This is a genomic window from Pannus brasiliensis CCIBt3594 (assembly GCF_036688125.1).
Classification (GTDB): Bacteria; Cyanobacteriota; Cyanobacteriia; order Cyanobacteriales; family Microcystaceae; genus Pannus; species Pannus brasiliensis.
On the sequence record NZ_JBAFSM010000016.1, the window covers coordinates 77,450 to 92,550 of the forward strand.

The window sequence follows — 15,101 nt, forward strand, 5'->3', positions numbered from 1 at the left end:
CCTTGTAAATTCACGAGTCAAGTAGCTATGGGTGACACGGTTCTCGATGTGCGCGATCTCCGGGTAGAATTTTCGAGCGATCAAAAAACGACGATCGCCGTCGATGGCATTAGTTTTCAACTGGAAAAAGGGCAAGTTCTCGGCTGTGTCGGCGAGTCGGGATCGGGAAAATCCGTCACCTCTCTAGCGTTGATGGGATTGGTTCCCGTGCCTGGCAAGATTACCGGGGGAGAGATCCGGTTACGTCCGGCGAAAGGGCAGGCGATCGATCCCGTCGATTTATTAAAAATTCCCGCCGAACAATTGCGCCACTATCGCGGGGGAGAGATCGCCATGATCTTCCAAGAACCGATGAGTTCTTTAAATCCCGTTTATAACATCGGTTTTCAACTTACCGAGGCGATCCGACTACATCAGAACGTCACGCCAGAACAGGCGAAAAATCAGGCGATCGCTCTCCTACAGGAAGTTAGATTATTACCGAGCGATGAAGAGTTAGAAATCCGTTATCTAGAAACTTTTAACACGGACGGTCACGTTACAGAAGCGATTAGAAATTATATTCGAGAACAGAAAGAAAGTTTACTGAAACGGTATCCCCATCAACTATCGGGAGGACAGTTACAGCGGGTGATGATCGCGATGGCGATTTCCTGTAATCCGACGCTGTTAATCGCCGATGAACCGACGACCGCGCTCGATGTCACCGTACAGGCGGAAATTTTACGACTCCTGCGCGATCTTTGCAAGAGCGATCGAGAGATGTCGATGGTTTTTATCTCCCACGATCTCGGAGTGATTAACGAGATCGCCGATAAAGTCGTGGTCATGTATCGCGGGCGAATTGTCGAACAGGGAGCGAAGGAAGAAATTTTATATCATCCCCGTCATCCCTACACGAAAGGCTTGCTCGCGTGTCGTCCCCGTTTGAACGCTCGTCCGGAGAAGTTACCCACCGTCAGCGATTTTCTGGAGATCGAGAAAGATAGTAAAGGTCAAATTATTTCCCTAACGGAAATCACTCCTCCCCCGGTGCGGATGATCGATCTAGAAGAGGAAAAAGAACGATTAGTTAGACTGCGAGATCACGAAAATTTATTAACCGTGGAGCATCTTTCCGTTCGCTTTCCCGTGAAAGGTATTTTCGGACAGGCAAAAGGCTTTTTTAATGCGGTAGATGATATTAGTTTCGTGGTGAAACAGGGGGAAACACTCGGCTTAGTCGGCGAGTCGGGATGTGGGAAATCGACGTTAGCGAGAACGATTTTACGGTTGATTCCCGCGACCTCCGGGAATATTTGGTTCCACGGGGAGAACTTGGCGGAATTAAAACCGGGCGATCGCGGATTACGGCTGTTACGACGGGAGATGCAGATCGTCTTTCAAAACCCCTATAATTCGCTCAATCCCCGTCTATCGATCGGCAACGCGATTTTAGAACCGATGACGATTCATAATACGGGGGGGAATCCACGAAAAAGACGGGAGCGGGTAGAGTATTTATTAAATCGGGTAAAACTCGATCCGACGTGGTTCGATCGCTATCCCCATCAATTATCGGGAGGACAGAGACAGCGGGTTTGTATCGCCCGAGCGCTCGCGCTAAACCCACAATTTATTATCTGCGATGAATCGGTTTCGGCGCTCGATGTTTCGGTACAGGCGGAGGTTTTAAACCTGTTAAAAGAACTTCAACAGGAATTTAATCTTACCTATATTTTTATCTCACACGATTTAAGCGTGGTGCGATTTATGAGCGATCGCATCATGGTGATGAACAAGGGGAGAATCGAGGAAATCGGCACCGCGAACGAGATTATCAATTCTCCCGAGAGCGCTTATACCCGCAAGCTCATCAATTCGATCCCGAAACCGCTCACGGTAGCCGGGTGAAATCGTCGGGGAAGGCAGGGGGCAGGAGGCGGGAAGAGCTAACACGAAGGGGTTTTGCCGATTTACGCTTCTGCTTGGTGGATCGCGCTTCGCTAATCCACCTTACGGCTGAAAAAAAATTTTCGAGCGACCCCTTGACTTCTGGAGAGATTCTGGTTATAGTAAAAAAGGTCTGAAATCCACGCCCCCATCGTCTAGTGGCCTAGGACACCTCCCTTTCACGGAGGCGACAGGGATTCGAATTCCCTTGGGGGTATTAAAAAACATCCGATCGACCCGATCTCGTTTCTCGAATCGGGTTTTTCGGTAAGGTGACGGTGAAGGTCGTCCCCCGATCGAGCGCGCTCTCGACGGCGATCTGTCCGTGATGGCTCTCGGTAATGGCGCGGGCGATCGCCAGTCCGAGACCGGTTCCCCCGGTGACGGCCCGATTCTGGCGCGCCGGATCGAGACGGTAGAAGCGATCGAACAGTCGCGGGAGATCCGTTTCGGGAATGCCGATCCCGTTGTCCCTCACCTTTACCTGTAGGACACCGTGCCGATCGCGTTTCGTTTGCTGTAACTCTACCTCGATCGATCGAGATTCAGAAGAGGCGATAAACGCGTGATTCATGGCGTTCGAGATGACATTCGTGAAAAGACGGGCTAATTGATCCCAATCTCCGGGTAAGGTGAACATTTCCTCGCTGTAGGTGGAAGAATCGGTTTCCGGATCGACGATCGAGAGAGACAGGGAAATCCCCTTCTCGTCCGCGCTCGATCGCTGTTCCTCGATCACTTCCATCAATAGCGCGTCGAGGGGAACCGGTTGAAATTTCGTCTGCACGATACCGCTATCGGAACGCGCGAGAAAGAGGAGATCGTTAACGAGATTGCCTAAACGGCCGGTGAGTCGATCGATTACCTCTAATCGCTGGTGTCCCGTTTGCGGGTAAGCGAGAGCCATCTGAACGTTGGTTTGAATGGTGGCGATCGGGTTCCGCAGTTCGTGGGACGCGTCCGCGGTAAATTGTTTTAAACGTTGGTAGGATTCTTTGACCGGTTCGATCGCCAATCCCGACAGGAACCAACCGATCGCGGCCACGCAGGCGATCGTGAACCCCAACCCGACGCTTAAATCGAGTAATAACTGCCGGATCGGTTTCGTTACCTCGAACCACGGATGACTCACCCGCAGATAACCGAGCACATGGTGATCGATCTCCACGCGTTCCGTCACCTGTCGCAAAAAATGCCCGTCCGACAAACGGATCGTTTCCCCGATACGGTTCGGATGCAGGGGAATGTCCGGGGATTCGGCAAGGGTAGACCAGAGTAAATTGCCCCGCGGGTCGAACCATTCGAGATCGATGCGATCGTCCTCCACCGATTTACTCTGACCGGGGAAACTCGCGGCGATATCGACCTGATAGCGTCCTTGAGAGGGAGGGAGGGACTGGATGACGAGGGAACGATTCACCACCTCGATAACGTGCTTCAGGGTGTCGTCCACTCGATCGACGAGGGTATGCCGCACGTACAGGAACATTCCCGTGGCGAACAGCAGGAGTAAAATCGCCGTAACGGCCGTGTACCATAGGGCCAACCGGCGCCGGGTCGCTTGAAACATAGATCGCGAGGGGAATCAGGAATAAATACTCAAAGTCGGCCGTAAAAAGTAAAAATTTTGTCCCGGGAAGGTATAAGGTTATAAACGTTACTTATGGTAAAGCAAAATCCCCCTGACTCGGTTCCGAGGCAGAGCGTTTTTGTAGCCTCAACTACTTTCTAATCTCCGGTTGGTGCATCGCGATGTTCGATATCCTCTATTTTTCAGGGTTTGTTTTTTTTACTGTATCCTTCGCTTTGAGACCGCGCGAGATAGAAAATGAATATCAATTACTGGTTACTAAAATCGGAACCCGAGGTTTATAGCATCGGGGACTTAGAAAAAGACGGACAGACGCTTTGGGACGGAGTGCGGAATTATCAGGCGCGGAATTTTCTCCGACAGATGAAACGGGGCGATCTCGCCTTTTTCTATCACTCGAATACCACGCCACCGGGAATCGTCGGGTTAACGCGGGTGGTAGAAACGGGAGTGATCGATCCCACCCAATTCGATCGATCGAGTCCCTATTTCGACGCGAGATCTACCTCGGAAGTGCCGCGGTGGTTCACGGTGCGGGTGGAATTCGATCGATCGTTCGATCGGACTCTTCCTCTCGCCACCTTAAAACAAACATTTAGCGTCGATGAATTATTATTGGTACGGACGGGAAATCGCTTATCGGTGATGCCGGTCGATCGCTCGATCGCCGAGAGGATTCTCGCGATGGTCGATGATACAATCGGCGTGGAAGAAACCTGATCGATCGGGGAAGGAGTGTCACGATCGAGCGATCCTTCCCCGATAACTCCAGCGAAATTGTACGGTAGGGTAGCTTTATGGAATGGCAGAAATGGCTAAGACTCAAGCGTGGTGAACATCATTACACGAAACTTCTCATCGTTCTTCTCTTTGCTTTTTTCACCCCTTCCCTCTTAAATGCTTGGTTATTAAGAATGGTAATAGCCATTCTCTTTTTGAGCTTAAATTTGATTATTCTAAAAACCATTTTAACTTCTAGTATTACTTTACAAGTCCTGAAAACTCTCGCTGTATTGTTTTTTTTAATCGATCTTTTTTTGGCCGCGCGGGAGTCCAGTTACGAGCGTTGGTTTCTGTTGGCATCGGCAATCTTTCAATCCTCTTTTATCGGGGTATCGATTCTCGCAATCGGTCAAGATTTATTTCAAAAAACAAAAGTTACCGCGGAGGTTTTACGGGGGGCTATCTGCGTGTATTTAATGATCGGATTTCTCTGGGGAATCGCTTTTAAAATTATCTGTCTATTCGACAGTAACGCTTTTTCTAATATCACGCTTGAAAACTATATTTATAAACTCAATTATTTTAGCTTTATTACCCTGACGACGGTAGGGTACGGGGATATTACCCCGCAAAATCACATCGCGATGAGTCTGGCAAATGTCGAGGCGATTATCGGTCAACTTTTCCCGGCGATCGTCATCGCGCGTTTGGTAGGATTATACGAGGCGGAGAAAAGAGAGGATTAGTTGATTATCTTTTCGGAGAAACAACATCGGGACCGGTTTGTATCGATAATTGTTTCCGATACCTATTCATTTTCCATCTGACGTTTCATTGCCGCTTCGGTCACCGCGAAAAAATCTCCTATTTTATCCCCGAAGAAATTTTCTGGCCAGTTCATAATATTCCCGTAGCGATCGATCTGTAAAGGGCGTAACTGCGAATCACCGTTTTCCTGAGAACTACAGAAGTATAGTTGAATATCCGGAGCGGTTAATCCGTCTTTCTCTTCGGCGACGCGACGTTGTAGACGACGCAAAAGGTGTTCGCTATGGCTTTCGAGAATGATCTGCACGTCACGGGTTTTAATCGCGTCGATAAACACATCGGCGAGTCCCGCTTGAATCGAGGGATGAAGATGAATTTCCGGTTGTTCTAAAATAATTGTCGAACCTTCGGGAACATAGTAACATAAAACGAGAACGGGCAGAATCTGGGAAACCCCGAACCCTATCTCTGTAATTAAAACTTCCGACGAATTAGGAGAACGACGAACTCGAACTTCATAGTATTGACGATTTTCCGCGATCGGCTCCACTCGAAAACTATCGATTAAACCCAATTTTTTTAACCAGATAGCGATTTTTTCTTCTAGACTAATTTCTGTTTCTTCCTCTCTGGACTTGATTTTTTCAAGATTTCGAGAGGCGAGTAAAGCTGGAATCGATAATTCACCTCGCCTACCCACATCTTGCGGTCTTTCACCAGCCCATGAATAAAAGCGTTTTGGATATTCTCTAAGCGGGCCGAGATAATAAATTTTTTGGAAAGCCTTTTCAAAAGCCAAGGTAAAATCAGATAAAAAATCTGTATTTATAAAAGAAAGAAGAGCTTGATTGGGAAACCCGTAGCTTTTGAGCGGCTCGAAAAAGGTTTCTAGTCCTGATTCACTTTTACTTTGTACGTTATAGCCTTCGGTAACGAGTTCATAGTGGGGAGAGGTGTGTAATTCTTTTTGGGAGTCCGGGCAGTTTCTTTTCATCCCGAAAGATAATGTTTGAGAATTCCGACGGATTAGATTATTGATCCTATAGTGAAATTCATTAACAAAAATATCCGTATATTTTAATTGAATCGAAGCGGTAAATTTAAGATAGTCATAACGATATATCATTAGATTGCCCGGTATGGTAGTACAATCCATAAAACTATTGTTATAAGGCAACTGCCATTCTATATCAAAGATAATTTGACTGGGAATATTATGATGGTAAGCGATATCGTACAATGTGCCTAAATCGACATAACTCCTATCGTCTCCTGTATATAATACTCTTTTTCGATCGCTCGATTCCACCGTTTGCTTTAGCATCAATAGAAACTGTAATATCGTGGATTTTCCCGAACTATTCGTACCGAAGAATCCCGTGATCGGGGCGAGTTCGATATCTCCTGTATCTTTCCAAGATTTAAAGTTTTGGAATCTGAGGTTTTTAAACATATTCGGTCTCGGAATGAAAACTTGAAAGGCCCGATCGAACCCGATCGCTTCACCGACGCGAGGCAACGATCGATCTCCCTCCCCGTTTCATTATCCCTCGCGGGTTCCCAAAAGGGAAGAGGACGGTCATTCATACCGCGAAACGATGGGAAAAAAGTCAAAAGGCGGGATTTCCCGCCTTCTGTTAGCCATATCATCGATTATCGTTCGGAATCTAGCGATCGAACCCTCGATCTCGCGCGAAATATCGGCCTTTCCCGTAGGCGATCGAGATCGAGAAAAGCTATCCGTTCCAACCGGCGAAAATCTCGAAAAATGCCCATCGAGCTTAATTTTGACTCAAAAATAGACTCGGTAAACCGATCAGGTGATCGTCTTGCAAAAAGAGCGAATTTTGCTGGCGTAATTTCCCGATCAAACGCGTTACCGTTACCCGTGTCGTGCCGATCGCGCTGGCGATCTGGGCGTGGGTGAGAGAATAGGGGAGGTAGTAGCCTTCCGGACAGGGTTGGCCGTATTCTTCCAGCAGGAGAACGAGAAAACCCATCAAGCGATCGATCGATCGTTTCTGTCCGAGAATACTTAACCAGAATAGCTTGCGCTGGTGTTGGTAGCGGAACGTTTCCATGATCGAGGCGCGAAAGTGGGGCCAGCGATCGAGATCTTCCCAGTACAACCATACTATCTCGGTTTCCTCGACGTGCGCTTGCGCCACTAACTGAAAGGGAAATCGGGAAACGATCTCGAAAGGTTGCCCCGAGCCGACGAATCCGAGAAAAACTTCCTCGCTTTCGGCGTTAGCGGCGGGATTCCGCGATTGTTTATCGGTCACGTTGACCTGTGCCTTACCGACGATGCGAACCGCCCCTTTTTCCACGAAATACAGTAAACCGGATCTCGTGATCACCCGTTCATCCTTGGCGAAAGTGTGATCGCGGTAATGGGATTTCGCCCAATTGAAGATTTCGGTTCCCGTCCCGGAAGACAGAGAAAAATCGGAAAACGGAGGCGACAACGACATGAAAAACTAAACCCGAAAGGTAAACGAAGAGACTCGTAAACCAATGTAACAAAAATTTTACCGTTCCGTCAGCGCCCGCTCGATCGTTCCGGGACGGTCGATAGCGTTCCGTTCGCCGGAAAATCGCGCCTCTTCCCGTTTCGGCACCTCGATCGCCGCCCCCCGGTATATCATCGTTTCGAGATAAGCTGGTACAAAGCACCGAATCGAGGAGAATCCCGCGTGTACCGGAAAGCGATAACCCTACTCTCTACCTATTACGCCCATATGCTCGAATATCGGGCGGAAATCTTCCTTTGGGCGCTGGCGGGATCTCTACCGCTGATCCTGATGGGAGTCTGGATACAGGCTTCCGGACGCGGAAATTTCGGTCTCGACTCCCTACAATTCGCCCGTTACTTTTTCGCGGTGTTTCTCGTGCGACAATTCACGACGATTTGGGTGATCTGGGAGTTCGAGCGCGAGATTATCGAGGGAATTCTCTCGTTCCGTCTTCTCCAACCGATCGATCCCGTCTGGCATCACGTCGCCCGACATTTATCGGAAAAAATCACCCGTTTACCCTTTATTGTCTTTTTTATCGTTCTTTTCTTCTTACTCTACCCGAGCGCATTTTGGGTTCCCAGTATTAAAAGTGTATTACTCTTCGCGATGGCGATCGTTCTCGCCTTCACCGTTCGCTTTACCATTCAATATACCTTCGCCATGCTCGCCTTCTGGACCGAACGCGCCAACGCCCTCGAACAATTCTGGTATCTTTTCTATATCTTTCTCTCGGGAATGATCGCGCCCCTAGAAGTTTTTCCCGAAGCCGTTCGCGAGGTGGTTCTCTGGACTCCTTTCCCTTATCTCATCTATTTTCCCGCCGCCCTACTCATCGATCTTCCCGTCAACCTCGGCCGCGGAATTCTAGTAATCTCCTCGTGGGGAATCGTCTTCTTCTTTCTCAACCGTTGGCTATGGCGTAAAGGACTACGGCATTATTCTGGAATGGGCGCTTAAGTTTGACTTTATCTCCTGATTGACTAAAAAATTTTCGCATAGGTTGGATTGAACGAAGTGAAACCCAACAAGCAAGGGGTTCGATCGAACCCGAAGTTAAATGTCTCTTGTTTTTATGCTTCCTTCAAGTCGGTTCTAATTCGAGTAAATTTTCCAGTCGATCGAGAACCAGATCCGTCACGCATTTAATCCGATAGAGACAGGCTTTCGTATCGGTCGATCGAAAGGTTCCATTCTCCCAATACTTATTACTTCCCGCACCACCCCCGCAAACCCCGAAATACTCGCAAGTCTCCCGACAGGCAACCACTCCAGCGCTCATATCCTCGTAAACGCGCCGGAACTTCTCCGTATCACAAGCCTCCTCGAAAGAACCCGACAGAACATTCCCGAAAATAAAATCCCCGTAAGTCTCCGTTTTCACCGAAAGTAATTCGGGATCGAAAGTAGAAAAATTTCCCTGATAATCGATATTAACAATTACAAAAGGACGGTTCATATCGGTATTTTCCATCCGATCGTCCGCGTAAATCAAACTACAGATCACTTCAAATTCTCGCAGTTTAAACCGCCCTTCTTTCGCCGTTACCAACTCCCAGAATCGAGCCATGAACGCGCGATAACGCTCCTCGATACCCACTTTATCCAGCGAAGAACCCGCGTGAACTCCCTCGGTTTCCTCTAGATTAAATCCTACATCCGTTATCCCGTTTTCCCAAAAAAAGTTAAAAATTTCATCGGGATAATCGAGGGAATCTTCCGTCAGAACCGCGATCGCCTGTACCTCGATATCGTGCTTTTGTAAAAAAGAAATTCCCCGCATCGTGGCGGCGTGACTTCCTAATCCCTTGCGAGTTTTTCGGTGCGCGTCGTGCAGGAATTCCGGCCCGTCGATACTCACCCCGACATGAACCGAGTGTTTTTTAAACAATTCACACCACGCGTCATTAATATACGTGGCGTTGGTTTGAACCGAGTGACGGAAATAATAATTGTTAGTGTTATATCGATCGCTCAAAGCTTCTATCTTCGAGAAAGCCGACTCGTAAAAACTCACCGGAACCGCCAGAGGTTCCCCCGCGTGCCAGCAGATCGTGAAATCATCACCGAGGAAACAACTGGTAAAAATTCGCTGAAAAATCGGCTCGATCAGATCGAGAGATAACGTGTTTTTTACCTGTCGATCGGGCAAATAACAGTAATCACAATCGAGATTACAAAACGAGGTCGGCTGGATAACCACCAAACCGATCGGGCCGAACTCCGATCGATCGAAACCCGCGAACTTTTCCATAGTTTTACCGACGATTAATAAAGCCTCCCCCTCCCGAGCGATTGGCGAAACTTCCGCCGTTCACCCAACCCGGACGGGAATTCCAGAAACTACCCCCGTCGGCCCAGCCATTCCGCCAGGGACGGGCGTTGCCGAAAGCACCGCCGCGTCCGTCCGCCCAACCACCGGCGCGACTGTTCACCCAAGTGCCACCCCGGCCATCTCCCCAACCGAGGGCCTGTAAGGTCGGATCTTCGGCAGACTCGGGCAATTGTTCCGCCCGTTCTCGTACCGCCGCGGAAAGCCGGCTTAATCTCGCCTCGACGGTCGCGGGTCGATCGCCCGTAGCCTGTGCCGTCGCGGGAACCGATAGTGCGGAGATAACGAGCAGAAATCCGACTAAACCCGATCGATTCTGAAAATTCACTGTATCTATCCTCCTATTTATTATTTTCCGGGGGTATCTGCGCGTGATCGATAATCGTGAACGCGAAGAAACCTTTGATCAGTTCCGCGGGAAGGGGAACCAGTCCCGACGGGCCGAACCATCGATCGATCTTCTCCACGGTAGCAACGTCCCCGGTCACGTAATCCTGCATCATACCGACGATCGAGTAATTCACTTCATCGAGGAAAGTAGAATTATTCTCCGGAACCATACAGCCGAATCCGAAACGGGCGTAAGGTTCCTCCGGAACTATCTCGAACGCGGTCGGATTATCCCGTAGGATCGTTCCCGCCAAGATCACGCTATCGCCCGCGAGCGCGTCGATTTTGCCCGTTTTTAACGCCGCGATCGCTTCCTCTACCGTCGCGAAATCGCTAGTAATCGTGACTTTCGGCTGAACCAACTTTAAAACATCCCCGGCGGTCGAATTGCGAAGAACCGCGATCCGTTTGCCGACTAACGATTCGGGAGTCGAGAGATTCGCGCCTTTTTTCGCCAGTAAACGAACCCCCGAAAGCGAGTAACTCGTCGAAAAATCCACCACTCTCGCCCGTTCCCAGGTAAACGCCGTATCGCACGCGATATCGATCTCGCCACCGCGCAGAAGGTTGATTTTCTGCCCCGGATCGTTAGCCTCGACCATCTGTAACGTCACGGGACGACCGAGAACCTTCTGCAAACGCGCCCGAATCCGTTCGAGAACATCGATCGAGTACCCGACCAATTCCCCTTTATCGTTCACGTAAGCGTAAGGGATCAGGTCAAAACGGGTTCCCACCGTCAAAAATCCCGTCCTCGCCACTTTCTCGACCACCGTTTCCGCCTTAACCGGACTCGCCAATAGAAACGGCAACAACAAGCCTAACCCGGCGAACTGTAGCTTTTTTAGCATCCTCGATCGACTCCTACCGTACTTTTAAGAGTCTACCCGAACTCGTTAAATTCGATCGAACCCTACATGATAATTTCTGTAAATTTTCCAAATCTTGACAGCTTTAACCCATTCTCTCGATGATGAGGAATATTAGGTCGCCAAAATAGGAAACAATTGAATCGGTAACGTTTTCCTCCTGCCTCCTGCCTCCTGCCTCCTGCCTCCTGCCTCCTGCCTCCTCCCTCCTCCCTCCTATCTCCTACTTCGGTTCGAGTCGAATTAACCGCCCGTTTTCTTCATCGGTGAGAATATACAGAAATCCGTCCGGCCCCTGACGCACATCTCGAACCCGTTGACCGATCTCGATCGATTGCTGTCCCGACACCTTCCCCGACGCGTCCCGATCGATCCGGATGACCGATCTCGCCACCAATCCCCCCGCGAACAGATCCCCTCGCCACGCGGGAAACCGATTCCCCGTATAAAATGCCAAACCGGAAGGAGCGATCGCCGGTGTCCAGACCCATTTCGGATCGACCATTCCCGGACGGGATTTCTGTTCCGAAACCGGTTCTCCCGTCCGATAATCGCGACTCGCGGAAATGATCGGCCAGCCGTAATTTTTCCCCTTCTCGATGAGATTTAACTCGTCTCCCCCTTTCGCCCCGTGTTCCGTTGACCAAACGCGTCCGGTCGTCGGATCGATCGCCAGCCCTTGAATATTACGATGCCCGTAACTCCAAATTTTAGAACCTGGAAAAGGATTATCTTTCGGGATCGAACCATCATCCTCGATCCGAACGATCTTGCCCAACTCGATCGCCCGATTCTGCGCTTGTTCGCGGCTCAATTTACCATCGAATTGTAGGGGAGGATTGCCCCCGTCCCCGATCGAAACCAACAAAGTCCCGTCCCATAGCCACAACAGCCGCGAACCGAAATGCTGACTCCCCGTTTTCGTCCGCGACACCTCGAAAATCACCCTAACATCCCGTAAACGTTTACCGTCGAAAACCGCGCGCGCGACACGGGTACGATTCGCCGACTCGTTACCGTAAGCGTAAGTGAAATAAATCAGGCGATTTCGAGCGAAATCCGGGTGAACCGCGACATCCAACAATCCCCCCTGACCGACCGCGAACACCTCCGGAACTCCCGCGATCGGGGTCGGATCTAATTTTCCCCCCCTCACCACCCGCAACCGTCCCGGACGTTCGGTAATTAACATTTCCCCCGACGGTAGCCAGGCCATTCCCCACGGATGTTCCAACCCCTCGATCACCGTTACCTGACGGACATTAACCTTTTCCTCCGCTTTCGCGGGGATAGCCGCGTTTCTGGTAGCGCTACTATCTCCAGGAATACTTCCCTCCCGAACATTCCCCTCGCAAGCGGAAATAAGGACGATCGCGAGAAAAGCTTGACAGAATTTCCAAGAAATACGGGGAATCGAGACAAGCATTTTTTCAACCTCGCTCCAGTTAATCGATCGCCATCGAAACTTCTATCGCCATCTTATATCGGGCGATCGGGTTTCTATCCCTATCGGTCGTGATATTTACGTTAAATTCAGCGTAAGGTAAATCCGTTCTCGATCGTCCTCTTCCCTCCATGCAAGCTCTATCCAATTCTCCTATTCAAGCCCATAATTCATCCGATACACCGAAATTAGGCTTAATCTGTATCACCGCCGGCGATGAAGTTCGCTATCGAACCGTCACCCGGAAACGCTTACTTTCCCTATCCACGGCCGAACAGGAACGAACCCTACGCGACCTCTACGCGGAAAACCTCCGTCGTCTCCATAAAGCCCTAGAATTCTGCCACCGGGAAAACATCTTTCTCTACCGTCTCTCCTCGAATTTATTCCCTTTTTCCGACGAGGCGATCGGGCGAACCGTCCTCGACGAATTTACCGAGACCATGCACGAAATCGGCGAAAAGTCAAGAAGATTTTCAATCCGCCTCACCCTTCACCCGGATCAATTTGTCGTTTTAAACTCCGATAAACCGGAAGTGATCGAAAATAGCCGGAAAATTCTCCAAACACAGGCCGGATGGCTCGATCGATTCGATCTCCCCCGTTCCCAGTTCGCGCCGATGAATATCCACGGGGGAAAAAGCGATCGCTCCGAACGTCTCGTCAACGTCATCCAAACCCTACCCGACAACATCCGCCAGCGATTAACCCTAGAAAACGACGAATACGCCTACAGTGCCACCGAAATCGCCGAAATCTGTTTAAAAACCGGCGTGGCCATGTGTTTCGACGCTCACCATCACGTTATCCACGAAAAACTCGAAAGTTACGACGATCCGAGAGTCGCCGAAATGGTAGCCCTCGCCCGCACCACCTGGCAAGATCCCGACTGGCAACTCGTCCACATCTCCAACGGAAAAACCGCCTTCCACGACCCCGAACATAGCGATCTCATCGAAAAAATGCCCGGCGCTTTCCGTCAAGTTCCCTGGATAGACATCGAGGCGAAAGCCAAAGAACGAGCGATCGCCCTTTTAGAGCGGGAATGGCTCGGTCGATCGGAAAATTCCCCGGCGATGGATACTAATGATAAAAAGAAACGTCCTACTCGATCGAGATCCGGTAAAACATCGAAAAGGCCGTAAAAAAGCTACGATAGTGCAGTTGTCCGGCCGCGGGAAAACGCTTACTCTAGCTACAGCCTCGATCGATAACTATCCCATCCATCAATACGGTTAATCGACTAATTTTTATGCTAAAACGAAACTCCCGATACGGTATCCCCTATCTTTTCCTTTCCACCGCCATCGGGTTACTGATGATCGCTCCGATCGCGCGATCGCAATCCCCCGCCAAACCTCCCGCCTCGCGCCCCGCGCCCGCCGCTCAACCCGCTCAACCCGCTGAAACTCCCGATTCCAGCGACGAACTCAAACCCCTCAATCAAGCCGATAGCCTCCTCAGTTACCAGGGAGGACAACGCTTGATGCAAGAAGCGAGCGCCGCCATCAACGCCGGGAATTACACCCTCGCCGCCGACAAACTCAACCAAGCCCGCCGGGTTTTCAACCAACTATCAAACTATCACCTTCAACTCGCCAACAGTTTTTCCGGCATCGATCCCCAAGTCTTCGACGCGCAAAGGCAGAGCGCCCTAACCACCGGACAATCCCGCGACGAAGCCACCTATCAACTCGCGCTCGTCCATAGGGCGCAAAATCAGCCCGAATTAGCCGTCCCCCTCCTCATCCAAGTCATTCAATCCCAAAACCCCACCAGCGAACTCGGGCAAAAATGCTATCAACAACTCTACGAGATGGGATTCGTTAGCACTCCCTTCGGTTCTCCCGCCGCTCCCCCCACTTCCGCCGCCCCCGCCCCCACCCCCAACGCGCGTCAGTAAGCGCCCGACACTACCCCTCGGTTCCCGGCGATCGGTCAAAATAAGATCGGGAACCTATCCGTACTTTTTTAGGAGCTTACATGGTTGACTTCCGGCAAGTAGAAACGATGATCCAAGACAAAATCCCCGACGCGCGCGTGATGATCCGCGATTTAACCGGTGGGGGCGATCACCTAGAAGCGATCGTCATCTCCACCGAATTCGCCGGCAAAACCCGCGTCAAACAACACCAAATGGTTTACGGCGCGCTACAGGAAGCGTTAGCCACCGAAGCCATCCACGCCCTCGCCCTGCAAACCTTCACCCCCGAAACCTGGGACGCGCGAAAATAACCGGGAAATAGCGAGAGGGTCAATCGATCGAGGGTGGGCGAAAGCCCGCCCTTCCCTTTTTTTATCTCCCGCCAAACTCCCTACCCGTAAGCGTTTGCGGATTTTTTACCCTCGCCTTTCCCCGTGTTCCCCTAGAAGATTACCAAAGAAATATATTGTATTATTCTCGTCCGCGAAGCCCGTGAACAGCCAAACCCTTTATCCCGCAGGGCTTCCACCCCCAAAAAACTTTTTTTTCAAAAAAGCTTGACAATCCTTGGCAGATTCGATACATTGGTAAATGCGCCAGACGAGAGGGACG

The 15,101-nt window shown here is 50.3% G+C and carries 14 protein-coding genes and 1 tRNA gene; 8 read left to right on the plus strand and 7 right to left on the minus strand.

From position 1 onward, the window contains the following. Positions 1-27: 27 nt before the first annotated feature. Complete coding sequence (locus V0288_RS10470) at positions 28-1,893, plus strand: ABC transporter ATP-binding protein (RefSeq protein WP_332865034.1); 1,866 nt, start codon at positions 28-30, stop codon at positions 1,891-1,893. Positions 1,894-2,076: 183 nt separating this feature from the next. Continuing rightward, positions 2,077-2,149 (plus strand) — tRNA-Glu (locus tag V0288_RS10475). Here V0288_RS10475 and V0288_RS10480 read toward each other — a convergent pair. Beyond that, positions 2,150-3,502 (minus strand): sensor histidine kinase, encoded by a 1,353-nt coding sequence (locus V0288_RS10480; RefSeq protein ID WP_332865035.1) that lies wholly within the window; start codon positions 3,500-3,502, stop codon positions 2,150-2,152. A gap of 258 nt (positions 3,503-3,760) precedes the next feature. Here V0288_RS10480 and V0288_RS10485 point away from each other — a divergent pair, with 258 nt between their 5' ends. Next, complete coding sequence (locus tag V0288_RS10485; RefSeq protein WP_422661954.1) at positions 3,761-4,243, plus strand: EVE domain-containing protein; 483 nt, start codon at positions 3,761-3,763, stop codon at positions 4,241-4,243. A gap of 77 nt (positions 4,244-4,320) precedes the next feature. After that, positions 4,321-4,992, plus strand: a complete 672-nt coding sequence (locus V0288_RS10490) for a potassium channel family protein (RefSeq protein ID WP_332865036.1) — start codon at positions 4,321-4,323, stop codon at positions 4,990-4,992. 62 nt (positions 4,993-5,054) lie between these two features. Here the strand turns inward: V0288_RS10490 and V0288_RS10495 are convergent, their stop codons facing one another. Together V0288_RS10495 and V0288_RS10500 are read right to left on the minus strand one after the other, a co-directional pair. Continuing rightward, the gene (locus tag V0288_RS10495; protein ID WP_332865037.1) at positions 5,055-6,467 is read right to left on the minus strand and encodes a DUF3696 domain-containing protein; all 1,413 of its coding nucleotides are present in this window, start codon (positions 6,465-6,467) and stop codon (positions 5,055-5,057) included. A gap of 328 nt (positions 6,468-6,795) precedes the next feature. Further along, positions 6,796-7,488: a Crp/Fnr family transcriptional regulator gene (locus V0288_RS10500; protein WP_332865038.1), complete on the minus strand. Its 693-nt coding sequence runs from the start codon at positions 7,486-7,488 to the stop codon at positions 6,796-6,798. Positions 7,489-7,755: 267 nt separating this feature from the next. Between V0288_RS10500 and V0288_RS10505 the strand changes: the two genes are divergently transcribed. After that, positions 7,756-8,490 carry an ABC transporter permease gene (locus V0288_RS10505; protein ID WP_332865050.1) on the plus strand — a complete coding sequence of 245 codons (735 nt, stop codon included), beginning with the start codon at positions 7,756-7,758 and terminating at the stop codon, positions 8,488-8,490. Positions 8,491-8,614: 124 nt separating this feature from the next. Here V0288_RS10505 and grrM read toward each other — a convergent pair whose 3' ends face one another. The 4 genes from grrM to V0288_RS10525 all read right to left on the minus strand — a co-directional run bounded on the left by grrM (position 8,615) and on the right by V0288_RS10525 (position 12,547). Continuing rightward, a complete protein-coding gene (gene grrM, locus V0288_RS10510) occupies positions 8,615-9,784 on the minus strand; it encodes a cyclophane-forming radical SAM/SPASM peptide maturase GrrM/OscB (protein ID WP_332865039.1) in 1,170 nt (389 codons plus the stop codon). Between the two features lie 4 nt (positions 9,785-9,788). Continuing rightward, positions 9,789-10,190: a GrrA/OscA1 family cyclophane-containing rSAM-modified RiPP gene (gene grrA, locus V0288_RS10515; protein WP_332865040.1), complete on the minus strand. Its 402-nt coding sequence runs from the start codon at positions 10,188-10,190 to the stop codon at positions 9,789-9,791. Between the two features lie 13 nt (positions 10,191-10,203). Next, positions 10,204-11,103, minus strand: coding sequence for an extracellular substrate binding-like orphan protein GrrP (gene grrP / locus V0288_RS10520; protein WP_332865041.1), 900 nt, complete (start codon positions 11,101-11,103; stop codon positions 10,204-10,206). A gap of 241 nt (positions 11,104-11,344) precedes the next feature. Further along, positions 11,345-12,547 carry a PQQ-dependent sugar dehydrogenase gene (locus V0288_RS10525; RefSeq protein ID WP_332865042.1) on the minus strand — a complete coding sequence of 401 codons (1,203 nt, stop codon included), beginning with the start codon at positions 12,545-12,547 and terminating at the stop codon, positions 11,345-11,347. Positions 12,548-12,696: 149 nt separating this feature from the next. On the opposite strand from V0288_RS10525, the gene uvsE reads away from it, so the two are divergent. The 3 genes from uvsE (at position 12,697) to V0288_RS10540 (ending at position 14,800) form a co-directional block, all read left to right on the plus strand. Further along, complete coding sequence (gene uvsE, locus V0288_RS10530; protein WP_332865043.1) at positions 12,697-13,710, plus strand: UV DNA damage repair endonuclease UvsE; 1,014 nt, start codon at positions 12,697-12,699, stop codon at positions 13,708-13,710. Between the two features lie 107 nt (positions 13,711-13,817). Next, positions 13,818-14,468, plus strand: a complete 651-nt coding sequence (locus V0288_RS10535) for a hypothetical protein (RefSeq protein WP_332865044.1) — start codon at positions 13,818-13,820, stop codon at positions 14,466-14,468. Positions 14,469-14,548: 80 nt separating this feature from the next. Further along, entirely contained in the window at positions 14,549-14,800 is a 252-nt protein-coding gene (locus tag V0288_RS10540) for a BolA family protein (protein WP_332865045.1), read from the plus strand. Positions 14,801-15,101 lie beyond the last annotated feature (301 nt).

What these genes read in the sequence shown, in the direction of transcription:
- V0288_RS10470 (WP_332865034.1), top strand. Translation starts at nt 28, where the DNA reads ATGGGTGACACGGTTCTCGATGTGCGCGATCTCCGGGTAGAATTTTCG.
- V0288_RS10480 (WP_332865035.1), bottom strand. Translation starts at nt 3,502, where the DNA reads ATGTTTCAAGCGACCCGGCGCCGGTTGGCCCTATGGTACACGGCCGTT.
- V0288_RS10485 (WP_422661954.1), top strand. Translation starts at nt 3,761, where the DNA reads ATGAATATCAATTACTGGTTACTAAAATCGGAACCCGAGGTTTATAGC.
- V0288_RS10490 (WP_332865036.1), top strand. Translation starts at nt 4,321, where the DNA reads ATGGAATGGCAGAAATGGCTAAGACTCAAGCGTGGTGAACATCATTAC.
- V0288_RS10495 (WP_332865037.1), bottom strand. Translation starts at nt 6,467, where the DNA reads ATGTTTAAAAACCTCAGATTCCAAAACTTTAAATCTTGGAAAGATACA.
- V0288_RS10500 (WP_332865038.1), bottom strand. Translation starts at nt 7,488, where the DNA reads ATGTCGTTGTCGCCTCCGTTTTCCGATTTTTCTCTGTCTTCCGGGACG.
- V0288_RS10505 (WP_332865050.1), top strand. Translation starts at nt 7,756, where the DNA reads ATGCTCGAATATCGGGCGGAAATCTTCCTTTGGGCGCTGGCGGGATCT.
- grrM (WP_332865039.1), bottom strand. Translation starts at nt 9,784, where the DNA reads ATGGAAAAGTTCGCGGGTTTCGATCGATCGGAGTTCGGCCCGATCGGT.
- grrP (WP_332865041.1), bottom strand. Translation starts at nt 11,103, where the DNA reads ATGCTAAAAAAGCTACAGTTCGCCGGGTTAGGCTTGTTGTTGCCGTTT.
- V0288_RS10525 (WP_332865042.1), bottom strand. Translation starts at nt 12,547, where the DNA reads ATGCTTGTCTCGATTCCCCGTATTTCTTGGAAATTCTGTCAAGCTTTT.
- uvsE (WP_332865043.1), top strand. Translation starts at nt 12,697, where the DNA reads ATGCAAGCTCTATCCAATTCTCCTATTCAAGCCCATAATTCATCCGAT.
- V0288_RS10535 (WP_332865044.1), top strand. Translation starts at nt 13,818, where the DNA reads ATGCTAAAACGAAACTCCCGATACGGTATCCCCTATCTTTTCCTTTCC.
- V0288_RS10540 (WP_332865045.1), top strand. Translation starts at nt 14,549, where the DNA reads ATGGTTGACTTCCGGCAAGTAGAAACGATGATCCAAGACAAAATCCCC.